Origin of the sequence: Streptomyces sp. NBC_01390 (assembly GCF_045040105.1) — a bacterium.
In the GTDB taxonomy this organism is placed as follows: Bacteria; Actinomycetota; Actinomycetes; order Streptomycetales; family Streptomycetaceae; genus Streptomyces.
Genome location: NZ_CP109551.1, coordinates 1,126,728 through 1,148,552 on the forward strand (window position 1 = coordinate 1,126,728; position 21,825 = coordinate 1,148,552).

At 69.7% G+C, this 21,825-nt stretch carries 19 protein-coding genes; 16 read left to right on the forward strand and 3 right to left on the reverse strand.

Going from position 1 to position 21,825, the window contains the following annotated elements; translation table 11 throughout:
- Positions 1-356: 356 nt before the first annotated feature.
- Entirely contained in the window at positions 357-1,538 is a 1,182-nt protein-coding gene (locus OG241_RS04880; protein WP_405813866.1) for an ROK family transcriptional regulator, read from the reverse strand.
- A gap of 577 nt (positions 1,539-2,115) precedes the next feature.
- Positions 2,116-2,679 carry a TetR/AcrR family transcriptional regulator gene (locus OG241_RS04885; RefSeq protein ID WP_405813867.1) on the reverse strand — a complete coding sequence of 188 codons (564 nt, stop codon included), beginning with the start codon at positions 2,677-2,679 and terminating at the stop codon, positions 2,116-2,118.
- Between the two features lie 468 nt (positions 2,680-3,147).
- On the opposite strand from OG241_RS04885, the gene OG241_RS04890 reads away from it, so the two are divergent.
- Together OG241_RS04890 and OG241_RS04895 are read left to right on the forward strand one after the other, a co-directional pair.
- On the forward strand, positions 3,148-4,704 hold the full coding sequence (locus tag OG241_RS04890; RefSeq protein WP_405813868.1) for an AMP-binding protein: 1,557 nt from the start codon (positions 3,148-3,150) through the stop codon (positions 4,702-4,704).
- Between the two features lie 33 nt (positions 4,705-4,737).
- Positions 4,738-6,336, forward strand: coding sequence for an alpha/beta hydrolase (locus OG241_RS04895; RefSeq protein ID WP_405813869.1), 1,599 nt, complete (start codon positions 4,738-4,740; stop codon positions 6,334-6,336).
- 131 nt (positions 6,337-6,467) lie between these two features.
- Here OG241_RS04895 and OG241_RS04900 read toward each other — a convergent pair whose 3' ends face one another.
- A complete protein-coding gene (locus OG241_RS04900) occupies positions 6,468-7,046 on the reverse strand; it encodes a TetR/AcrR family transcriptional regulator (protein WP_405813870.1) in 579 nt (192 codons plus the stop codon).
- Between the two features lie 200 nt (positions 7,047-7,246).
- On the opposite strand from OG241_RS04900, the gene OG241_RS04905 reads away from it, so the two are divergent.
- The 14 genes from OG241_RS04905 to OG241_RS04970 all read left to right on the forward strand — a co-directional run bounded on the left by OG241_RS04905 (position 7,247) and on the right by OG241_RS04970 (position 21,681).
- Positions 7,247-8,065: an oxidoreductase gene (locus tag OG241_RS04905; RefSeq protein WP_405813871.1), complete on the forward strand. Its 819-nt coding sequence runs from the start codon at positions 7,247-7,249 to the stop codon at positions 8,063-8,065.
- A gap of 55 nt (positions 8,066-8,120) precedes the next feature.
- On the forward strand, positions 8,121-8,972 hold the full coding sequence (locus tag OG241_RS04910; RefSeq protein WP_405813872.1) for an alpha/beta fold hydrolase: 852 nt from the start codon (positions 8,121-8,123) through the stop codon (positions 8,970-8,972).
- Between the two features lie 180 nt (positions 8,973-9,152).
- The gene (locus OG241_RS04915; RefSeq protein ID WP_405813873.1) at positions 9,153-10,319 is read left to right on the forward strand and encodes a low temperature requirement protein A; all 1,167 of its coding nucleotides are present in this window, start codon (positions 9,153-9,155) and stop codon (positions 10,317-10,319) included.
- A gap of 248 nt (positions 10,320-10,567) precedes the next feature.
- Complete coding sequence (locus tag OG241_RS04920) at positions 10,568-11,227, forward strand: response regulator (RefSeq protein ID WP_405813874.1); 660 nt, start codon at positions 10,568-10,570, stop codon at positions 11,225-11,227.
- Between the two features lie 66 nt (positions 11,228-11,293).
- Positions 11,294-11,878 carry a class I SAM-dependent methyltransferase gene (locus OG241_RS04925; RefSeq protein WP_405813875.1) on the forward strand — a complete coding sequence of 195 codons (585 nt, stop codon included), beginning with the start codon at positions 11,294-11,296 and terminating at the stop codon, positions 11,876-11,878.
- Positions 11,879-11,977: 99 nt separating this feature from the next.
- Positions 11,978-12,811 (forward strand): enoyl-CoA hydratase/isomerase family protein, encoded by an 834-nt coding sequence (locus OG241_RS04930; protein WP_405813877.1) that lies wholly within the window; start codon positions 11,978-11,980, stop codon positions 12,809-12,811.
- Positions 12,812-12,830: 19 nt separating this feature from the next.
- The gene (locus OG241_RS04935; RefSeq protein WP_405813878.1) at positions 12,831-13,262 is read left to right on the forward strand and encodes a nuclear transport factor 2 family protein; all 432 of its coding nucleotides are present in this window, start codon (positions 12,831-12,833) and stop codon (positions 13,260-13,262) included.
- 218 nt (positions 13,263-13,480) lie between these two features.
- The gene (locus OG241_RS04940) at positions 13,481-15,070 is read left to right on the forward strand and encodes an MFS transporter (protein ID WP_405813879.1); all 1,590 of its coding nucleotides are present in this window, start codon (positions 13,481-13,483) and stop codon (positions 15,068-15,070) included.
- On the forward strand, positions 15,067-15,576 hold the full coding sequence (locus tag OG241_RS04945) for a PaaI family thioesterase (protein ID WP_405813880.1): 510 nt from the start codon (positions 15,067-15,069) through the stop codon (positions 15,574-15,576). Before OG241_RS04940 ends, OG241_RS04945 begins: the two co-directional genes overlap by 4 nt.
- Positions 15,577-15,676: 100 nt before the next feature.
- Positions 15,677-16,375, forward strand: a complete 699-nt coding sequence (locus tag OG241_RS04950) for an SDR family oxidoreductase (RefSeq protein WP_405813881.1) — start codon at positions 15,677-15,679, stop codon at positions 16,373-16,375.
- Between the two features lie 171 nt (positions 16,376-16,546).
- Positions 16,547-17,200 carry a (2Fe-2S)-binding protein gene (locus OG241_RS04955; RefSeq protein ID WP_405813882.1) on the forward strand — a complete coding sequence of 218 codons (654 nt, stop codon included), beginning with the start codon at positions 16,547-16,549 and terminating at the stop codon, positions 17,198-17,200.
- Between the two features lie 3 nt (positions 17,201-17,203).
- Positions 17,204-18,184, forward strand: coding sequence for an FAD binding domain-containing protein (locus tag OG241_RS04960; RefSeq protein WP_405813883.1), 981 nt, complete (start codon positions 17,204-17,206; stop codon positions 18,182-18,184).
- On the forward strand, positions 18,181-20,376 hold the full coding sequence (locus OG241_RS04965; RefSeq protein WP_405813884.1) for a xanthine dehydrogenase family protein molybdopterin-binding subunit: 2,196 nt from the start codon (positions 18,181-18,183) through the stop codon (positions 20,374-20,376). The genes OG241_RS04960 and OG241_RS04965 overlap by 4 nt, the downstream gene beginning before the upstream one ends.
- Before the next feature lie 159 nt (positions 20,377-20,535).
- The gene (locus tag OG241_RS04970; protein ID WP_405813885.1) at positions 20,536-21,681 is read left to right on the forward strand and encodes an XdhC family protein; all 1,146 of its coding nucleotides are present in this window, start codon (positions 20,536-20,538) and stop codon (positions 21,679-21,681) included.
- Positions 21,682-21,825: the final 144 nt, after the last annotated feature.

Consider the following 21,825-nt stretch of genomic DNA (forward strand, 5'->3'; position numbering starts at 1 on the left):
CGGTTGCGTGGGCGGCTGTGGGAGCCCCGGTGTCGTCCGCGCCGGGCCGACGTGGAGGCTGGGAACGGCGGGGCAGGCGTGATCGCCCGGCCACCGTGCAGGGGGTCACGGCCGCCGACACTCCATGGGTGATTACGGTCGTGCTGCGGCATTCGCGATGACACCGCTGCTGCGCGAGTGGCTCCGCTGATGTTGCCGGGGCGTCACGGGGTCACCGCAGCGCACCGGGGGTGCGGGATCGTCGACGAGGGTGCGCCGACACGTGGTTGCGGGCTTGGTGTTGCGGGCTTGGTCAGTGGCGCCACCGGGTCGCACGGTGCGCCCGGTGATCCGCTGCCGTCGGGTTCGGGCAGCGGTCAGGCCGGTGAGAAGACATGGTCGCTGATGAGCCGGGCCGCGCCGATGGCTCCGGCAGCCGACCCCAACTCCCCCAGCACGATCGGCAGGTTGCCCGTGGCCAGCGGCAACGACTGCCGGTACACCTGGGTCCGGACACTGGCCAGCAACGTGTGCCCGAGCCCGGTCACGCCGCCACCGATCACCACCAGTCCCGGATTGAAGAAACTGACGAGCCATGCGATGACCTGCCCCAGGCGTTGTCCGCCGTCGCGGATCAGCTCCAGAGCCACCGGTTCCCCGGCCGCCGCGGCAGCCGACACGTCCTCGGCCGTCAGACGTCCGGACGCCTCCAACCGAGCGGCGAGGTGTACGGAGCGGCCCTCACGCGCGGCCCGCTGCGCGTCAGCGGCCAGTGCGGCACCGCTGAAGTGGGCCTCCAGGCAGCCCCGGTTGCCGCACACGCACGAGCGGCCCCCCGGTTCCACCTGGATATGTCCGATGTCGCCGGCGCTGCCAGTGGTCCCCCGGTAGACCTCACCACCGACGACGATGCCGCAGCCGATACCGGTGCCGATCTTGACGCAGAGGAAGTCGCCCACGGAACGGGCAACGCCCGCGTGCTGCTCCCCCATCGCCATCAGGTTCACGTCGTTGTCGACCATCACCGGGCAGCCCAGTTCCTGGCTGAGCGCCTCCCGCACGGGAAAGCCGTCCCAGCCGGGCATGATCGGCGGAGCCACCGGAACACCCTCGGGGAAACGGACCGGACCAGGGACGCCGATACCGGCGCCGTCGAACCCCTCCGCGAGCCCCGATGCCCGCAACTTCGCTGCCATCACCAGGACTTGCTCGAAAACCGCGACCGGGCCCTCCCGGACATCCATCGGGTGATTCAGCCGCCCAAGGACCTCCAACTCCGCATTCGTCACGGCGACATCGATCGACGTGGCACCGATGTCGACGCCGAGGAAACGCAGTGTCGGCGCGAGCCGGATGTTGTGCGACCGGCGGCCGCCCCGGGACGGGGCCAGCCCGTCCGCTACGACCAAGCCCGTCTCCAGCAGTCGGTCAACCTCGACTGCCAGCTTCGAACGGGACAGGTCCACAAGATCACCCAGCTGGGCACGCGAGTTGGACCCGTTGTCACGCAGCAGGCGAAGCAGACACGCCTGATGCGTGTTCTCAGGTCGAGCAGTCATCCGCCTCACGATCCCTCCCCTCACCCACGGCTGAGTCCAGGACGCCTGCTTTCCGCCGACTGCGTCGTCAGGCTGTCGGGAGGAACGTAACAGCGATTTTCCAGACTGAGAAGTACTTGTGCAGCAGTCGGGCATTCTTTTTCCACCCACAGGACAAAGACTGGCGGGACCTGCTGCAAGGGGTGCGGCGTCGGCCGAGACGGGGTGCCCGCACACGCGGGGCGTCACGTCCGGCCACGTGCGGCGGGGTCACGCTCGCCGACATGACGGGCGACGGCATCGACTCCGGGACGGGCGCAGCGTTCCAGCGAACAGGCGGAGGCACTCCGGGAGCGAGGCCGGCAGCAGCCGCGTGAACGTGCCGCGAGCCTTCGCCGACTTGAAGTCACAGGCTGAACCGACAACGGGTTTCGCGCCTGGTGCGCCGGCCGCTGAACGAGTGCTGCCGGTGCCCTCACCAGGCGGCTGGATCCACCTGGTGGAGCAGGGCAGCGGGCCGCTGGTCGTGCTCGTGCACGGGATCGATGATGAAGCCGGACACCCCCGTGCAGCGGATCAGCAGATCCTGGTCCACGACTCAGTCGCGTGGACCCCCACCGTGCAGCAGGGTGTCGATGACGAGCGCGGCCAGCACGTCCGGATCCTGGTCCCCGCCGGGCTTGTTCAGGGCCTCACTCAGAAGCGCGTAGTACACCTGTCGCATCCAGTCCAGGTCCGCGTCCGGCGCGAGCAGTTTCTCGTGCTGCGCCCGGACCATGAGTTTGACGGTGTGGGCGTCGATCTCGGCCCAGAGGGAGGCTGCCGCGGCGGTGTGAGCCGTGGCGTGGCTGAGGGTGAAGCGCCAGGTGTTCTTGACTCGCAGTACGTTCGCCGTGACCCGGTAGAGCGCGACGAGCGCGGGAGCTGCGTCGGGCCGGGCGTCCTCGATGGCGTCGACGAGCTGCTGCTTCGCGGAGACGGCGAGTGCCTCCAGCAGCGCCTGCCGGTTCGCGAACCGGCGGTGCACCGTGATCCGGGTCAACCCCGCCGCCTCGGCGATCTGCTCCATGGTCGCGCCGGCGTCTTCGGCGAGAACCCGCTCGGCGGCCTCCAGAATCGCGCGCACACTGCGCTCGGCATCTGCCCGCAGTGCCCGGCCCATGTCTGTCTCCTGTTACGTCGGCTCGTGTCTGGACTCTCTGTAGAGGATACGTGAACGCCACGAGTCCCCTCTTATGTGATGCTCACCCGTCACACCTCCCGATCGCCGGGAAACCAGCCCTCGGCGAGAGGACGGTCAGGGCCCACGTGGCTCGGATCCTTCGGCGAATCGCTCCTCCGCGCCCTGGAGACAGTCCGCCGTCGTGCTGTTTGCGGGCGGACCGGTTCGTCCTGGCGGATGACGCCGTCAAGCGCCCAGGATGACTTCCGACGACCTCATCGATGCATAGCTTCTGGGCATGTCGATCATGCGGGAGTCTCTTCGCCGCCCCCGACTCACCGGCGCCGTCACTCCCAGTCCCCCCACGCCTGCTCAGGCCACGCCCCGCCGGCACGCACCCGGATCAACGGCGAGCGCCCGCGCCGGGGCGGTCGGAGCAGTCGACTTTTGTCACGACAGAACAGGGCTATGAATTCCATCGAGAACTACACCGTCAACGTGCTGGACCGGCTGAAGGCGACCGGCAGTCGAGACGCGATCGTCTCCGGGACGCACCGGATCAGCGGCACGGAGGCCCTCGAAACGGTTCTCCGGTACGCCGCAGCGCTGAGGGACACCGGGTTGGGAAACGGTGACGGGGTCGCCCTCTTCGTGGAGAACTCACCCGAAGCCTCGCTACTGATGCTGGCCGTGCACTTCGCGGGCTGCCGGCTGGTCTTCGTACCGCCCGAGCCCGGCAACAGCGAGCTGGCGGCGTTCGTCCAACGCGCCCAGGTCAAGGCACTGTTCTTTGATCCCGGGTTCGAGGAGCGGGCCCGGCAGATCACCGGCCGGGTCGATGTCCCCCACGTCTTCAGCATCGGCCGGTCGTCACAGGCGACGGACTTCCTTGCAGTGGCCCCGGACCACACCGGCCTCGTACCCCACGAGGCAGCCGACGGCCGCCATATCGCGACGCTCTTCTACACCGGCGGCACCACCGGGACGCCCAAGCTGGTCACGCACCGCAGCCGTTACTACGAGGCTCTGACCCGTGTGTCGTGGAGGTACGGTGACGAGGTCTCAGCCGACCCCAAGATGCTCGTCTGCACCTTGACCACGCACACCAGCGGCCACCTCGCCTCCCTCATAGGCATCCTGACCGGTGCCACAGTCGTACTGCTGAGGACATTCGACGCCGGCAGCGCCCTGTCGGTGATGCGCAGCGAACAGGTCACCGCGATGATGACGGTGACGCCGATGCTGTACGAGCTTCTCGACCATCCGGACTGCTCCGCCGGCGGTTTCCGTTCGCTGAGAACCCTCTTCTATACCGGCGCGGCCGCGGCTCCCGCCCGGCTGCGGCAGGCAGTCGAACGTTTCGGCCCCGTGCTGCACCAGATCTACGGGGCGTCCGAGAACGGCGTGGTCACCGAACTCACGCCACAGGAACACGACCTGACGCGGCCGGAGTCCCTGACCAGCTGTGGGCGTCCGCGCCCCGGAGCCGAGGTCGAGCTGCGGGACGCCGATGGCAGGCCCGTGCCGATCGGGCAGGTCGGTGAGATGTACGTACGCAGCGGCACGGTCATGGACGGCTACTGGAACGATCCCGAGCGCACGGCCGAAGTCCTGGACGCCGACGGCTGGTTCCGCAGCGGTGACCTGGCCCGCCAGGACGACCAGGGGTACCTGTACCTGGTCGACCGGGTGAAGGACATCATCGTGACCGGGCGGACCGCCGACAACGTCTACTCACGCCTCCTCGACGATTTCCTGATCTCGCTCCCCACCGTGAAAGACGCGGCCACCATCGGCCTGCCCGGTGACGACGGAGGGGAGAAGGTGCACGTGGTACTGGTGCCGCAGGACCCTGCCCGTGTCCCGGACTTCACCGCGCTGACGTACCGGATCACTCTCGCGCTCGGGGACCTCTACGCCCCTGCCTCGTATTGGGTCACCGGGTCCCTCCCCCAGACCGCTGTCGGCAAGACCGACAAGAAAGCCCTGCGCACAACACTGCTGGCTGCCGCACAGCGCTCCTGACTGCCTGCACTCTGATCCCCAGGAGGATCCCCCGTGCCATCCCCCACACCCCCCACCATCCGCCTGCCCGGAAGGTGGCGGAGACTGGCCGTCACAGCGGCGATCACCGCGCTGTTCGGTCAGTTCCTCACCGGATCCGGGGCCGCCGAGCCCGCGCGCTCCCCGGCCCCACGGGCCATCGCCTGGCACTCCTGCGCCGACGCGGAACCCGACTACGGCACCTTCGAATGCGGCACGGTCAAGGTGCCCATGGACTGGAACCGTCCCCAGGGCGCGACCGTCGAGGTGGCGGTCGCCCGCCATCTGGCGACCGACCCGAAGAAGCGGATCGGCTCGCTGCTGTTCAACCCGGGCGGTCCGGGCGCCTCCGGCGTCGCCTGGGCGATGGCCCCGTGGGAGTTCCCGTCCGAACTCACCTCCCGTTTCGACATCGTGGGTTTCGACCCGCGCGGCGTCCGCGGCAGTAAGCCCCCGGTGAAGTGCGACCACGACCTGATCGACAGACAGCGGGCGCTGTCGTACCCGAAGAACGCAGCCGCCTTCGCCGACCTGCGCCACATCAACAAGGCGGTCGGCGACAGCTGCCGCGCGCTCACCGGGCCCCTCGTGGACCACATGGGCACCCTGAGCGTGGTCCACGACATGGACGCCGTACGCGCGGGCCTCGGCGAGGAGCGGATCAGCTACTTCGGCCTCTCCTACGGCACCGGGATCGGCCAGCAGTACGCCGAGGTCTACCCGCACCGGATCCGCGCCATGGTGCTCGACTCGAGCATGGATCACAGCCTCGATCCCTGGAGCTACCAGAAGACCGGGGCTGTCGACATGGAGGGGGCCTTCGGCCAGTTCGCCGACTGGTGCGAGCGGACCAGGTCCTGCGCGCTGCACGGTCGTGACGTGCGCGGGTACGTCGACGCGCTCTACAAGCGCGCCGAGGCCGGTCAACTGGAGATGCCGGGCAAGCCGCCGAAGCCGTACACCAGCGCGGCCCTCCAGGACCTGCTCGTCGACGCCATGTACAGCCCGGCGGACTCCTGGTCCGGCCTCGCCGACCACCTGAGCGCCTTCGAAACCGGGGGCTCGGACCCGACCGAGGTCCCGCCGGTACAGGGCCAGGCAGGCTCGGACGCGTATCTGCCGGTGATGTGCCAGGACTACTACCGCGACCTGCCGTCGTACGAAGTCCTCGCCGGCTTCGAGAAGCGGCTGGCCCGCCTCGCTCCGGTGACCCGGCTCAACGGGGTGGAGTGGACCGACCTGACCAACTGCCTGAACTGGCCGACCGAGGTGACCAATCCGCCGCATCCGCTGCGGGTCGACGGCACCCCCAAGATCCTGGTCACCAGCAGCCGTTACGACGTGTCCACGCCGTACTCCTGGAGCGCCAACGTGACGCGGCAGATGGGCCGTTCGGCCGTGCTCCTCACGTACGACGGCGTGGGCCACGGCGTCTACTGGCTGAGCCCCTGCGGCGCGGACGCGATCGACACGTACCTGACCACGCTGAAGACGCCGGCCGAGGGCACCCACTGCCCAGCCATCTGGCCGACTGACAAGACACGCAAGCAGGCCACGGGCAACGGGCCGGCCGACCCGCTGCCGGAGCCGCTGGAGCAGGGCGCCCACCGCTGACACCCCGCCCCACCGAAGTGGGGCACACCAACGGCAGCCGGAGCGCCGAGCAGGCATGTACTCGACCTTGACCCAGCGAGGCGTTCCGCGCTCCGGCCCGGTGCCCGCGGTTGTCCATCACGTGAGGTGGTTCATCCGCGCGGTCCTGCGCCATGCAGGAGCGTGTCGACGACGAGGGTGGCCAGTGTGTCCGGGTCCCGGCCGGCCGAGTCCTGGTCGGCGCCGGGCAAGTTGAGGGCTTCGTTCAGGAGGGCGTAATGCACCTGCCGCGTCCATTCCAGGTCCGTGCCCGGGGCGAGGAGCCTTTCGTGCTGCGCCCGAGTCAGCAGTCGGACGGTGTGAGCATCGATCTCGGTCCACAGAGCCGCCGCCGCTTCGGTGTGGGTGGTGGCCTGTCTGAGGGTGAAGGGCCACGTGCTCTTGACCCGCAGTACGTTCGCGGTGACCCGGTAGAGCGCGACGAGCGCGGGAGCGGCGTCGGGCCGGGCCTCCTCGATGGCGTCGACGAGCTGCTGCTTCGCGGAGACGGCGAGTGCCTCCAGCAGCGCCTGCCGGTTCGCGAACCGCCGGTGCACCGTGATCCGGGTCAGCCCCGCCGCCCCCGCGATCTGCTCCATCGAAGCACCCGCATCCTGCGCGAGAACCCGCTCCGCTGCCTCCAGAATCGCGCGCACACTGCGCTCGGCATCTGCCCGCAGTGCTCGGCCCATGTCTGCCTCCTGTCCCGTCATCGGTACTGACCGACTCCCCCATAGAAGATACGTGCAAGATACTACTTTTCCAATAATTGACTCTCTACTGTTGCTCCTGATTAATTAATTGATACAGTGATGAAACCAATCGGGGAGGACCGCCCCGGCCCGTTCACCCGTATCAAGGCGACATCAGTCGCAGACGTCAGGAGCACGAAATGACCACCACACGTCCGGTAGCCCTCGTCACGGGTGCGTCCTCCGGCATCGGCAAGGCAGCCGCCCTCGCGCTGGCGGCGGCGGGTTACGAGGTGGTCGGCACCAGCCGCGACACCTCCCGCGTCAGCCCCCTCAAGGGCGTGACCTTCCTCGACCTCGACGTCACCAGCGACGCCTCGGTGACCACCGCGGTCGGCGAGGTCATCGACCGGTTCGGACACATCGACGTCCTCGTCAACAACGCGGGCATCGGCTCCGCCGGCGCCGCCGAGGAGTCCTCCGCCGCACAGGCGCAGCACCTGTTCGACATCAACGTCTTCGGCGTCATCCGGATGACGAACGCCGTCCTGCCCCACATGCGGGCCGCACGCAGCGGGCGGATCGTGAACATCTCGTCGATCGTCGGGTTCATGCCGCAGCCGTTCATGGCCGTCTACGCGGCCTCCAAGCACGCCGTCGAGGGCTACTCCGAGTCCGTCGACCACGAGGTGCGCCAGTACGGCGTCCGGGTCCTGCTCGTCGAGCCCGCCTGGACCAGCACCGCGTTCGACGCGGCCAGCGTCCGCCCCGACCAGCCTCTGGACGTCTACGCCCGGCAGCGTCACGTCTTCGAGGACTACATGGCAGGCGCGGTCAGGGACGGAGACGACCCCTCGATCGTCGCCGGACAGATCGTCGCCGCGGCCACCGACGCCAAGCCGAAGCTGCGTTACACCGCCGGCGCCGTCACCGGACGCGTACGCACCATGCGCCGCCTCGTCCCCGCCCGCATGTTCGACCAGCAGCTGCGCAAGCTCAACCACCTCCCCGCCGCCTGACCACCGCCCGACACCCCTCTCCCCTGCTCCCCCGCTACGGAAAGCGAAGCCCGCCATGAGTACCTATCTGGCCGACGCGGCCGAGAACCTCACCGTCGAGGGCCCCTCCGCGACGTTCACCTACCGCCGCCTCGGACCGCGCGGCGGCATCCCGCTGGTGCTGCTGAACCGGGTCAGCGGCACCCTCGACTGGTGGGACCCGGAACTGCTGGACCACCTGGCCGCCGAGCATGACGTGATCGTGTTCGACTACCCCGGTACCGGCTACACCACCGGCACCCCGGCCGGCTCCGTCCAGGAACTCGCCGACGGCACCGCCGAGTTCATCGAGGCCCTCGGCCTGACCCAGGTCGACCTGCTCGGCTGGACGCTGGGCGGCACCGTCGCCCAGCACCTCACCCGCACCCGGCCCGACCTGGTCCGCAAGCTGGTCGTCGCCGCCGCCAACCCCGGCGGCACCGTGCCCGGCGCACCCGACCCGGACCCGAAGATACGGGCCACCATGACCAAGCCCGAGGTCACCGGAGACGACCTGGTCTTCCTGTTCTTCCCCGAGACGGACACCGGTCGCGCCGCCGGGCACGCGCACCTGGACAGGGTGGCCACCCGGCTGGCCACGGGGCTCCCCGGTGTGTCCGAGGCGGCGGCCATGGGCCAGTTCACCGCGATCGGGAAAGACGCGTCCATCCCCTTCGAACAGGTACGAGCAGATCTGGCCAGCATCGAGCAGCCCGTCCTCTACGCCACCGGCATGCAGGACGCGATGATCACCCCCCTCGCCGCCTACACCGCCGCCCAACACCTTCCCCACGCCACCCTCCTCGCCTACAGCGACGCCGGCCACGCCTTCCTCTTCCAGCACGCCAAGGACTTCGCCACCCAGGTGACGGCCTTCCTCGCCGACTGACCACTGGGCCGACCGACCCCTGGGACGGCTCCCGACACCACGGATCTCGCAGCGCCTCGCCTGTCACGGGCAGGGCCAAGGTCCACGGCCCTGCATGATGCGTCCGCGCACGGTTCCGCCGGTCGGCCGCCGGGACCTGCCAGGACACCGCCTGAAAACATGGAACAGAGGAGAGTCATCGTGGAGTCGAGCAGCGATCCGGCGCGCCGGGAGGTCACGCCGCTGGAGTTGTTCTTCGACCTGGTCTTCGTCTTCGCGATCGGCCAGCTGTCGCACCAGCTGCTGGCGCATCCGACGTGGACCGGCGCGGCCCAGACGCTCGTGCTCTACCTCGCCGTCTACGCGGCCTGGGCCTACACCGCCTGGGCGGTCACCCTCGTGCCGGCCGAGGACCCGCGCACCCGGCGGATGCTGCTGGCCGTCATGTTCGTCGGGCTGTTCATGAACGCCGCGATCCCGCGAGCCTTCAGCGACGCGGGGTGGGTCTTCGTCGTCACCTTCCTGCTGATCCACATCGGCCGGACGGTATGGCTGCTCAGGGTCGGCCTGGACCCGGTCAGCCAGGAGCATTTCGTCCGCGTTCTGGTCTGGTTCGTGGTGGGTGCACCCCTGTGGCTCGTAGGCGCTGCGGTCGACGGCGGCGCGCGGCTCGCGTGGTGGGCGGCGGCGACCCTGATCGAGGTGGTGGGCATCATGACGGCGCATCCCCTGCCCGGCCGCAGACTGGAGTCACGGCAGGTCAACTTCGACGGCGGTCACCTGCTGGAACGCGGCCGCCTGTTCATGATCATCGCGTTGGGTGAGACGGTGCTGACCACCGGCACGGCGCTCACCGCGGCACCGTACGAGCCGATGAGCCTGCTCACCGCCGGCGTAGCCCTTATGGGCACGATCGCGTTGTTCTGGCTGTTCTTCAGTCGCTCCGAGCGCATCGTGCGCCACTACGAGGACAGCGAGGACCCGATGCGGGCCGGGCGCAGCGGTGTCATCAGCCTGATGATCTCGGTCGCCGGGATGGTCGCCGTTGCCGTGGCCGACGAACGTGTCATCGCGCATCCGGTGGAGCACGCCGGAATCACCACGAACCTGATGCTGTTCGGCGGGTCTGCCCTCTATATCGCCGCGCAGACCTGGCACGGGGCAACCCTGTTCGACGACCTGCCCTGGTCACGGCTGCTCGCACTGCCTGCGCTGGTCATCGCAGGCACGGTCACGTTGCGGGCCCCTGCTTACCTGGCGGCCGTCATCGCCGCCGCGGTCGTCGTCGGACTGGTCGCGTTCGAAAGCCGCCGTCCGGTCGACGACGTGCCCGCGAGGCCGGTCCCCTCAGGGCACCGACCCAACTGACCTGAGCAACCGAGCACCTGAGCACGCCATCCCTTCACCCTTTTTCACGGCATTCACCCCTTTCCCCAGGAGGTTTTCATGGGCCGGTCCACCAGCACCGTTCTCGCCGAAGGAGCCGACCGGGGTCTTGGCCGGACTCTCGCCGTCGCGCCGTTCGGCCCGGGCATCGCCGTCCACGCCGGTGTCGTAAACCCCGATCAGCTGGTCGGCGTGCGTGAGCGGGTGGCCGTGTCAGGGGGTGGGGTGCCATGCCAGAGGCCGGCGTGTTGATCTGCGACGCCCACGAGTTGATGCGGGCCGGCCTGCGCGGGGTGGTCGGCAGCCAGGCGGACCTCACCGTCGTCGGTGAGGCCACGGACGGCGAGACGGCTGTGGCCCAGGCCATCGCACTGCGCCCGGACCTCGTGCTCATGGAAGTGCGACTGCCGTGCCTGGACGGCATCTCGGCCACCGGGCGACTGCGAGCCGAACTACCCGGGACGCCTGTACTGGTCCTCACCGACTGTGACCGCGACGAGTACGCGTACGCGGCCCTGCGCGCCGGAGCCGGTGGCTTCCTCGTCAAGAATGCCTCGGCCGCCGAGATACTCGTCGCCATCCGTGGCGTGCTGCGCGGCGACACGATGATCGCCCCCTCGGTGGCACGGCGGCTCATCGACCGGTATGTGATGGGCGCCGCCCCTCCCCTCGCCGACGCCCGCCTCGACAGTCTGACCGACCGTGAGCGGGAGGTGCTGGGACTGGTCGGTCGGGGGCTGAACAACGGGGAGATCGCCGAGAAGCTGTTTCTCGGCGAGACCACGGTCAAGACCCACGTAGGCCGCATCCTCGCCAAACTGCCCATCCGCGACCGGATACAGGCCGTCGTCCTGGCCTACGAAAGCGGACTGGTTCGTCCTGGCGGATGACCCGGTCGAGCGCTCGGGAGGACGCTCGACGACACAGGCAATACCTAGTTTCTGAGCATGTCGATCATGCGGGAGTTCATTCGCCGCCCCCGGCTCACCGGCGCGGTCGCTCCCAAGTCCCCCACTCTCGCTCAGGCCATGACCTCCGGACTCGGCCTGGACCGCGTCGACGTCGTCGTGGAGCTGGGGCCCGGTACGGGTGCGATCACCGGGGCGATCCTGAGGCAACTGGCTCCGGGGGCGCGGCTGGTGGCGGTCGAGCTCAACCCGGTGTTCGCCGGGCGGCTCGCGGAGCGGTACGCGGACAGCGCCGTCGAGGTGGTCCAGAGTTCCGCCGAGGACCTGGCGACGCTCGTTCCGTATCCGGTCGACGCCATCGTGTCCGGTCTCCCGTGGACCGTCATGCCGTACGAGGGACAGCGCCGGATCCTCGACGCGGCGGCCGGCGCACTGAGCACGAACGGCCGATTCAGCACCTTCGCGTACGTGCACACGGCGTGGACACCGCCGGCCCGCCGGTTCGCCACCGTCGCACGCAGCCGGGTGGTGTGGCCGAACGTCCCGCCGGCATACGTACACCACGCAGCCCACCCCATGCACAGGACGCCACCGCCAGCAGTCTCCGGAAACACCATGACGACGCCCTTCTGATCGTCGCCAACAGGAATACGTCGACCGAACGTCGACCGATATTCCCACTCTTCAACTTGTTCACATCAGCACCTCAGCAATTCAGCACTGGAGCACACTATGACGCAGCACAGCATGTTCAGCATCGAGACAGTGGCGCCGAAAATCCGTAAGGTCACCTTCACCAATCCGCCGGTGAACGTGGTCGGCGCGGACACCGTCACGCAACTGGTCGATGTCGTCGATGAGCTGAGCCGGGACGACCAGGTTCAGGTCGTCATCTTCGACAGCGGTACGCCCGAATACTTCTTCAACCACGCCGATCTCGGCCAGGTGGCCGAACTCCTGGCGCTCAACAGCGCCGACGGGACGCCGACATGGGTCGACCTCGTCACGCGCCTGTCCGAGGCCCCCTTCATCAGCATCGCCTCCATCCGTGGGCGCACGCGCGGCGGCGGAAACGAGATCACCCTCGCCTTCGACCTGCGCTACGCCAGCCGCGAGGAGGCGTTCTTCTGCCAGCCCGAGGTCGCGATCGGGATCGTCCCCGGTGGTGGCGGCAGCGACCGTCTGGCCCGGCTGCTGGGGCGGGACCGCGCGCTCGAAGCGATCCTCACCAGCCAGGACTTCGACGCCGAGACGGCCGAGCGCTACGGATGGGTGACCCGAGCCCTGCCCGACGCCGAACTCGACGACTTCGTCAGCGGTGTGGCCGCTCGCATCGCCTCGTTCGACAAGCAGTCCGTCCTGGGGGCCAGGGCACAGATCAACCGGTCGACCCTGCCGCCCGTGACCGATCTGCGTACGTCCTGGGCGGAGTTCGCGGAATCGGTCAACTGGCCTGGATTCCAGGCACGCGTGCCGCAACTCGGAAAGGCCATCGCCGAGATCGGTCTCGACGAGATCGAGCGAAACCTCGGCCATTACGCCGCCCTCATCAACGAACAGGCATAAGCGCCCGCTCCCTCGCCAAGTGAAAGACATCGACATCATGGCTGACAGGAAAACGGACCAGCCGCACGAGGCGGCGCAGGCCGGAATCGCGGAGTGGCAACGCATCGTCGCGGAACTGGACTGGGAAAGTCTCCCCGATCTCCTCGCGGAAAAGGTCACTTACCGATCCCCCGCGGATATCGAGGCCTACCACGGCAAGGACACCATGGTGGCGATCCTGCGCCTCGTGTTCGGCATCATGGAGGACTTCACCTACCTGCGGCACTTCAGCGGCGGAAACGGCTACGTGCTGGAGTTCAGCACCCACGTCGGCGACGCACGTCTGTTCGGCGTCGACATCGTCGAGTTCGACCAGAACGGCAAGATCACCGACTTCATGGTCATGATGCGCCCCGCCGACGCGGTGTTGACCTTGGCGTCGGAAGCGGCCAAGCGAATGGCCGCGGGCTGACCGCGACAAGGGGTCGGGTCGGCCACCGAGGGGCGTCCTTCCCGACCCCGACCCCGCCCCCGCCCCCGCCCCACCGAGCGCCGGCTCGACACACCCCGTGGGCCACTGGCCGACAACAGTCCCGGTGTCACCCGGCAGCCACCGGCCGCCGCGGTCCTCCGCCGGTGCACACCGGAAGCAATTCCCCCTCAACTCCGCCGAACGATGAAGGAACCCCGATGACCACGGACCGCCGCCGCAGCGGCCGCAGGGCCGGTGCCGGCCCGGAAGAGGCGGCACGGCGCAGGGAGGCGCTGACGCTGATGGCGATGTGTCTGGGCGTGATGATGACGTTCCTGCTCGTCACGGCCACGATCTCGGCGCTGTCGGCGATCCAGGACGATCTGCGCGTCGGTCCGGGCGCGCTGGTCTGGATACCCAGCGCCTACACGCTGGTCGTGGCCAGTCTGGTGCTGTCGGCCGGCACGCTGGGCAACCTGTGGGGCCGTAAGCGGATGTTCTGTGTCGGCGTGGTCGTCATGATCGGGGGAGGCCTGCTCGCCGCGTCCGCCGGCACCAGCGCCATGCTGATCGCCGCACAGCTGGTCTCGGGTGTCGGCGGTGCGTTGATCCTGCCCAACAGCCTGGCCATCCTGGGCGCGACGTTCACCGATCCGCACCGGCGGACCGAGGTGATCACCGTGTGGGCGGCGTCGTCGGGCATCGGGCTGGCCATCGGCCCGTTGCTCGCCGGCGTGCTGCTCGACCGCTCCGGCTGGCCTGCGGTGTTCGTGCCGAACGCCGTCCTCGGGGTGATCACGCTGCTGGTCGCGGTCCCGTTCGCCTCGGAGTCCCTGGCCCTGGGCGGACGCCTCGACATCCCCGGCGCGCTGCTGGGCACCGTCACGATCGCGGGTCTCGTCTACGGGCTCATCCAGGGCGGTCAGGACGGCTACACGGCCGCCCCCGTCATCACCGCCTGGATCGTGACCGTGGTCGGCGTGGTGGCGTTCGCCGCCGTCGAACTGCGGGTCGCGGCGCCGATGCTCGACGTGCGGCTGTTCGCGTCGCGCTCGTTCAGTGCCGTGATGGTCATCGCCATGGTGGCGCTGTTCGGCTTCACCGGCGTGGCCGTCCTCGTCGTGATGTTCTACAACAACGTCCAGCACCTGAACGCCCTGGACACCAGCTGGCGCATGCTGCCCCTGTTCGGCGTCTACGTCGTCTCGGCGTACCTCACCGGCCGAATAATCCGCCGTACCGGGTTCAAGGCGCCTCTGGCAGTGGGCCTGTTGCTCTGCGCTCTCGCCGTGCTGGGCCTGGCCACAGTCGGCTCTGACACGCCGTACACCCGTGTCTGGCCACTGTTCGTGCTGTTCGGGGCCGCCAGTGGTCTGGTCGTGGCGCCCAGTACGGCCGCCGCGCTGGTCAGTGTGGCTCCCGAGCGGGCGGGCATGGCCTCCGGCGCGGTCAACACCGCCCGGCAGGTCGGCGCGGTCATGGGCACCGCACTGCTCGGCTCGCTGCTCGCCGCCCGCGTCACCGCTGACTTGCCCCACCAGCTCGCCGTACACGGTGTCCCGGTCGGCGCCCGGGCACACGTCGAGGAGGCCGTCGCCTCCGGGAGCACCGGAGTCCAGTCACTGTCCGGCGAAGGGCGCGCGGCGATCGAGGGCGCCTTCACCTCCGGCATACACACCGGACTGGCCGTAACCGCAGCCGTCCTCCTCGCCGCAGCCGTGCTTGCCCTGACCGCCGTCAAGAACCGCCCCCACCAGAACGGAACCCCCATGCCCACCCCCACGACCATCACCCCCGCGGCCTCATGAGCACCCAACCCGCGCCGCAGCGCCGGTCCTACACCTGGCACGACCCCCGTCCGACCATCGAGGCCGTCCAGGAGCTGAGCGGACTGGAGGCGCTCCAAGGGATCGGCAAGGGAACGCTGTCCGCCCCGCCGGCGGCGGACACCCTCGCCATCGAGCTCAGCGAGGTCGAACCGGGCCACGCCGTCTTCGAGTTGGTCCCGGCGCCATGGCACTACAACATGCTGGGCACCGTCCACGGCGGCATCCTCGCGACCCTCGCCGACAACGCACTTGGCTCCGCCGTCTACAGCCGCCTCCCCGCCGGCACCGGCTACACCACGCAGGGCGTCAACATCACCTTCCTGCGTCCGGTCACCGCCGGCACCGGCCGCATCCGCTGCGAAGGAACGGCTGTGCACATCGGCCGACGCACCGCCTACGCCACCGCCACCATCACCGACCCAGGCGGCAAGCTGCTCGCCCACGCCACCACCAGCTGCCAGATCTTCCAGGCCGACAGCCGATAGCCGTCGCGCACCAGTACCACTCGGCGCACCAGTTGGCGCGCCGCCCCGGGACCGGCCCGACCGCCCGACCATTCCGCATCCAACACACCAGGGACTTCCCATGGACCTCTCCACCAGCACCGTCCTCGTCACCGGCGCCAACCGGGGCCTCGGCCGCGCACTCGCCGCCGAACTGCTCGGCCGCGGCGCCACCGTCTACGCCGGCGCCCGCAACCCCGACAAGGTCGACCTGCCGGGCGTCAAGCCGATCGCGCTCGACATCACCGACCCGGCCTCGGTCGCGGCCGCCGCCAAAGCCACGGGTGACGTGACGGTCCTGATAAACAACGCCGGCGTGGGCACCACCACCAACCTGCTCACCGGCGACCTGGACAACATCCGCCTGGAGATGGACACCCACTACTACGGCACCCTCTCGGTGGTCCGCGCCTTCACGCCGCAGATCGTGGCGGGCGGCGGCGGGGCGATCCTGAACATCCTGTCCGCCCTGTCCTGGTACAGCTTCCCGGAGTCCGGCGCCTACTGCGCCGCCAAGTCCGCGGAGTGGTCGCTCACCAACTCGCTGCGCGTACAGCTCGCCGACCAGGGTGTCCGGGTGGCCGGACTGCACGTCGGCGGCATGGACACCGACATGATCCGGGACGTCGCCGGCCCCAAGGCCGACCCCGCCGACGTCGCCCGCCTCGCCGTCGACGGCATCGCGGAGGGCGCCTACGAGATCGTCGTGGACGACATCAGCCGCCAGGTGCAGGCCGGACTGGCCGGAGGCGCCGCCGCGCTCTACCCCGAGCTGCCCTGACGGCCGGTCACCGATCGAGCCCCGCCCAGACCGTGCGTGCCGGTGCTCGACAACTCACCCCGTGCGTCATCGAGCGCCGGCCCCACCTACGGACCACAGGTCGGGGCGTACCTGACAGGTGCGCCACCGACCCTCCACCCCCGAACCTGTCGCCGAACAAAGCGAGTGGGCATGCCTGCCGAACTTCCCGAGTCATACGGCTCTCCCCCTGAAGAACCTGCGCCGGCGCCGACGCGCCGCACGTTCATCGCCACGACGACCGCCGTCGGTGGCGCCGTCCTGGCGGGCGGCCTGGTCTCGGGAGCCCCTGCGTTCGGCGCCGAGGAAGCTGCCGCAGGGACCGCCGACGCCGTGCCACCCGGCAGCGGTCGCGTCTCACTGACCGTCAACGGCGAGCGGCACACCGCCGTGATCGACAACAGGACCTCGCTGCTGGACCTCCTGCGCGAGCAGTTCGGGCTGCCCGGCACGAAGAAGGGCTGCAACGCGGGTGCGTGCGGGGCCTGCACGGTCCATGTCGACGGGCGACGGGTCAACTCCTGCCTGACGCTGGCGGTTCGCCTGGAGGGCTCGGAGGTCACCACCATCGAGGGTCTGGCCGACGGTGACGAACTGCATCCGTTGCAGCAGGCGTTCGTCGAGCAGGACGCCTTCCAGTGCGGGTTCTGCACACCGGGTCAGATCATGTCCGGCGTCAGCTGCATCAAGGAAGGCCACACCGGCTCGCACGAGGAGATCCGCGAGTGGATGAGCGGCAACATCTGCCGCTGCGGCTGCTACGTCAAGATCGTGCGCGCGGTCGAGCAGACCGCCGGGGGGAAGTGAGCCATGTATCCCTTCTCCTTCACCAAGGCCGCACACACCCGTGCGGCCCTGGACGCAGGCCGGCGCGGCGGCCGGTACATAGCCGGCGGCACCACCCTGGTCGACCTGATGCGCGAGACCGTGGAACGCCCCGACACGCTCGTCGACATCAGCGCGCTGCCACTGCGGGACGTCACCGTCACCGAACGCGGGGGCCTGCGCATCGGCGCCCTGGTACGGATGGCGGAGGCCGCCGCCCACCCCAAGGTGCGCACCCTGTACCCGGTCGTCTCGCAGGCGCTGGAACTGAGCGCGTCGGCGCAGTTGCGCAACATGGCGACCATCGGCGGCAACATCATGCAGCGCACCCGCTGTACGTACTTCCGGGACGTGACCGCCGCCTGCAACAAGCGCGAGCCGGGCACCGGGTGCGCCGCGCTGGAGGGCTTCAACCGCAGCCACGCCATCCTCGGCACGTCGAAGTCCTGCGTGGCCACGCACCCCTCGGACGTCGCTGTGGCGTTCGCGGCACTGGAGGCGACCGTCCACCTCCTGGGCCCGGCCGGCAGGCGCAGTGTCGCCTTCGCGGACTTCCTCCTCAACCCCGGCGACACTCCGAACCGTGAACAGGCCCTCCTCAAGGGCGAGTTGATCACTGCCGTGGAGATCCCCGCCCACCCCCGTCCGCTGAGGTCGGGCTACCTGAAGGTGCGCGACCGGCAGTCCTACGAGTTCGCCCTCACCTCGGCGGCCGTCGCCCTGCACATCCGCGGCGGGGTGATCCGCGAGGCGAAGGTCGCCGCCGGAGGCGTGGGCACCGTGCCATGGACACTGCCCGCCGTCGAAGGCGCCCTCATCGGCGAGCGCCCCTCGGACCGGCTGTGGGCCGAGGCCGCACGGCACGCGGCGGACGGAGCCCACCCCCTGAAGCACAACCGGTTCAAGACCGAGCTCCTGAAACGCACCGTCGAACGCCAGCAGCGCATCGTAGGAGGCGGCAAATGAGCCCCCAGCCACAGGCGGCCGTCGGCGCCCCGCTCTCCCGCGTGGACGGCCGGCTGAAAGTCACCGGCAAGGCGCTGTACGCCGTAGACCATGAAGTCACCGGAGCCGTGCACGCGGTCGTCGTCGACAGCAGCATCGGCCTCGGCCGCATCACCGGCATCGACACCCGCACCGCACTCGCCCACCCCGGAGTCCTGAAGGTGATCAGCCACCTCAACGCTCCCAAGCTGCCCTATCAGCCCAGTCCGCTGCCGACCTCCCCGCAGGGCGAACGGCTGCACGTCTTCCAGGACGACAAGGTCCGCTTCCACGGGCAGCCGGTCGCCGTCGTGGTCGCCACCACGCTGGAGGCCGCCCAGCACGGCGCCAGCGTCCTGAAGGTGACCTACGACGCCCAGCAGCCCTCGACCGACATGTCCCACGCCAAGGCCGGCGAACCCTTCGCGTACGCAAGGGGTGACGTCGGCAAGGCGCTGGAGGCGGCGGCCGTACGTCTGGAGATGACGTACCACCTCGCCCGCAACAACCACAACGCCATGGAGCCGCACGCCACCATCGCCCGCTGGGACGGCGACAAGCTCACCGTGTGGGACAAGACCCAGTGGGTGTTCGGCACCCAGATCGAACTCGCCACGGTGTTCGGTCTGCCACCGGAGTCGGTGCGCGTCATCTCACCGTTCGTCGGCGGCGGCTTCGGCAGCGGACTGCGGGCCTGGCCGCACGCCACCATCGCGGCCCTCGCCGCCCGCGAGACGAAACGCCCGGTCAAACTCGCCCTGACCCGCAAGCAGTTGTTCTTCGGGACAGGTTTCCGGCCCACCTACGAGTACGCGGTGCGCCTGGGCAGCGACCGGCGCGGACGCCTGACCGCGATGACGCACGACATCCGGGCCGAGACGTCGAGCTACGAGACGTTCCTCGAGTCGGTCATGATTCCGGGCCAGATGATGTACAGCATGCCCAACGTCAGCCAGGAGTACCGGACGGTCCCGCTGGACGTGCACACCCCGCTGTTCATGCGCGGCCCCGGCTACACCACCGCCTCCTACGCCATCGAGTCCGCGATGGACGAACTCGCCCACGAACTGGCCATCGACCCGATCGAGCTGCGGCTGCGCAACGAACCCGACGCGGACGAGTCCAGCGGGCTGCCGTTCTCCACCCGCAAGCTGCGCGAGTGCTACAGCGTCGGTGCCCGCGAGTTCGGCTGGCACCGACGCAACCCGAAACCGCGCTCCTCCCGCGACGGCGACTGGCTGATCGGCACCGGGATGGCGGCCGGCGTCTACGACACCTCCCGCAACAACGCGTCCGCATCGGTCCGGCTGGATGCCGACGGCACCGCGCTGATCCAGTCCGCGGCCAGCGACATGGGCCCCGGCACCTACACCTCCAACACCCAGCTCGCCGCGGACGCCCTCGGCCTGCCGATGCGCCAAGTGACGTTCCGCCTCGGCGACTCCCTCATGCCGCCCGCCCCGCCCCACGGCGGCTCCTGGACCATGGCCAGCGTCGGATCGGCCGTCCAGGACGGCTGCGACAAACTACGCGAGCAAGCCGTCACGCTCGCCGTAGAGGACGAGAAGTCCCCGCTGTACGGCGTCGATCCCGACACCGTCGTGGTCCGCGCCGGCCGGCTGCACGTCAAGGGCCACCCCGCACGCGGCGAGACCTACCGGCAGCTCCTGGCCCGCAACAAGCTCACCCACCTCGAAACGATGGGCTCCTTCACCCCGCCCACAGGACCGGAACGCCACTCCCTGTTCGCCTACGGCGCGGTCTTCACCGAGGTCGCCGTCGACGCCCGCCTCGGGCTCGTCCGCGTACGACGCATGCTCGGCGTGTACGACGCGGGCCGCATCATCAGCCCCGAACTCGCCGACAGCCAGGCGTTGGGCGGCATGGTCGGCGGCATCGGCCAGGCCCTCCTGGAACACACGGTCACCGACCACCGCGACGGCCGCATCGTCAACGCCGACCTCGCCAACTACCTCGTCCCCGTCAACGCCGACGTCCCCGACCTCAGGGCGATCTATCTCGACGGCGACGACCGCGAGGCCGACCCCATCGGCGTCAAGGGCCTGGGCGAGATCGTGCAGGTCGGCGTGGCGTCTGCCATCGCCAACGCGGTCTTCCACGCCACCGGCCGCCGTATCCGCGAACTGCCCATCACCGCGGAGGCCCTGCTCTGAACACCTGGGCCCCCGACGGGCCCCTCCAACCGTCCGGCGGCAAGTGAGCGGCCTGCCGCCGGACACCCAGGGCCGTCGCCGTGTCATCTCCCCCGCGCCGACACGGCGGCGGCCCGCCCACACCCCCGTCCGTCCGCCGTCCCACCCGGAGCCACCTCCATGCTGAACATCGCAGACACGCTGCACGCGTGGTGCCGCGAGGGCCGCCCCTTCGCCCTCGCCACGGTCATCCAGGTCAGCGGCAGCGCACCCCTGCCACCCGGCACCTCACTCGCCGTCAACACCGATGGCGAGGCGGTCGGCAGCATCTCCGGCGGCTGCGTGGAAGGAGCCGTCTACGAACTGTGCGCCCAGGTGCTGAAGGACGGCGGTCCTCCCGCACGCGCCCGGTTCGGCTACTCCGACGACGACGCCTTCGCCGTCGGCCTGACCTGCGGCGGGGAGATCGACGTCCTGGTCCAGCGGGTGGAGCCGGCGACACGGCCGCACCTGACAGCCGCGCTGGACGAGGTCGTACTCGGCCGTCCCGCCGCCGTGGCACAGGTCGTCGACGGCCCCGAGGAACTCCTCGGCCGCACCCTCAGCCTCCTCGGCGACGGCAGCGCCTACGACGGCACCCTCGGCAGCGACAACGAGGACCGGGCGGTCGTGGCGCGGGCCCGCGCCCTGCTGCGGGCGGGACGCACCGGCGTGGTCGATGTCGGCGGGGACCAGGACACCTGCCCCGAGAAGCTCGCGGTCCTCGTCCACGTGCACGCGGCTCCACCCCGCATGCTGATCTTCGGCGCCGTCGACTTCGCCGCAGCCCTCAGCAGGGCCGGGAGCTTCCTCGGCTACCGGGTCACCGTCTGCGACGCCCGCCCCGTCTTCGCCACCGCGGCACGCTTCCCGTACGCCGACGAGGTCGTCGTCGACTGGCCCCACCGCCACCTGGAACGCACCCAGGTGGACACCCGTACCGTCGTCTGCGTCCTCACCCACGACGCCAAGTTCGACATCCCCCTGTTGGCCCTGGCCCTGAGCCTCCCCATCGCCTACGTCGGCGCCATGGGATCCCGCCGCACCCACGAGGACCGGAACAGGCGACTGAGCGAGGCCGGCGTCACGAAAGCCCAACTCGCCCGGCTCAGCTCCCCGATCGGGCTCGACCTCGGCGCCCACACTCCCGAGGAGACAGCCGTCTCGATCACCGCGGAGATCATCGCCCACACCAACGGGGCCACCGGCCTGCCCCTGTCGCTGGGCGTCGGACCCATCCATCGCGCGGCCCCAGCGGGCACGCTCCCCGCGAGGGCCACCGCGTAACCGTCTGCCCGGGGCCGCCACCCGTGCTGCGCGGAACCACGCATGACGCGAATCGCGCCGGCTCCAGCCATCGTCCACCGGTTTTACGCCAACGACCCGGAGGCCGGACCCTCGTGGGCGTGCGGTGCCGGTGCCGGGCACTAG

What these genes read in the sequence shown, in the direction of transcription:
- OG241_RS04880 (WP_405813866.1), bottom strand. Translation starts at nt 1,538, where the DNA reads ATGACTGCTCGACCTGAGAACACGCATCAGGCGTGTCTGCTTCGCCTG.
- OG241_RS04885 (WP_405813867.1), bottom strand. Translation starts at nt 2,679, where the DNA reads ATGGGCCGGGCACTGCGGGCAGATGCCGAGCGCAGTGTGCGCGCGATT.
- OG241_RS04890 (WP_405813868.1), top strand. Translation starts at nt 3,148, where the DNA reads ATGAATTCCATCGAGAACTACACCGTCAACGTGCTGGACCGGCTGAAG.
- OG241_RS04900 (WP_405813870.1), bottom strand. Translation starts at nt 7,046, where the DNA reads ATGGGCCGAGCACTGCGGGCAGATGCCGAGCGCAGTGTGCGCGCGATT.
- OG241_RS04905 (WP_405813871.1), top strand. Translation starts at nt 7,247, where the DNA reads ATGACCACCACACGTCCGGTAGCCCTCGTCACGGGTGCGTCCTCCGGC.
- OG241_RS04910 (WP_405813872.1), top strand. Translation starts at nt 8,121, where the DNA reads ATGAGTACCTATCTGGCCGACGCGGCCGAGAACCTCACCGTCGAGGGC.
- OG241_RS04920 (WP_405813874.1), top strand. Translation starts at nt 10,568, where the DNA reads ATGCCAGAGGCCGGCGTGTTGATCTGCGACGCCCACGAGTTGATGCGG.
- OG241_RS04925 (WP_405813875.1), top strand. Translation starts at nt 11,294, where the DNA reads ATGCGGGAGTTCATTCGCCGCCCCCGGCTCACCGGCGCGGTCGCTCCC.
- OG241_RS04930 (WP_405813877.1), top strand. Translation starts at nt 11,978, where the DNA reads ATGACGCAGCACAGCATGTTCAGCATCGAGACAGTGGCGCCGAAAATC.
- OG241_RS04940 (WP_405813879.1), top strand. Translation starts at nt 13,481, where the DNA reads ATGACCACGGACCGCCGCCGCAGCGGCCGCAGGGCCGGTGCCGGCCCG.
- OG241_RS04945 (WP_405813880.1), top strand. Translation starts at nt 15,067, where the DNA reads ATGAGCACCCAACCCGCGCCGCAGCGCCGGTCCTACACCTGGCACGAC.
- OG241_RS04950 (WP_405813881.1), top strand. Translation starts at nt 15,677, where the DNA reads ATGGACCTCTCCACCAGCACCGTCCTCGTCACCGGCGCCAACCGGGGC.
- OG241_RS04955 (WP_405813882.1), top strand. Translation starts at nt 16,547, where the DNA reads ATGCCTGCCGAACTTCCCGAGTCATACGGCTCTCCCCCTGAAGAACCT.
- OG241_RS04960 (WP_405813883.1), top strand. Translation starts at nt 17,204, where the DNA reads ATGTATCCCTTCTCCTTCACCAAGGCCGCACACACCCGTGCGGCCCTG.
- OG241_RS04965 (WP_405813884.1), top strand. Translation starts at nt 18,181, where the DNA reads ATGAGCCCCCAGCCACAGGCGGCCGTCGGCGCCCCGCTCTCCCGCGTG.
- OG241_RS04970 (WP_405813885.1), top strand. Translation starts at nt 20,536, where the DNA reads ATGCTGAACATCGCAGACACGCTGCACGCGTGGTGCCGCGAGGGCCGC.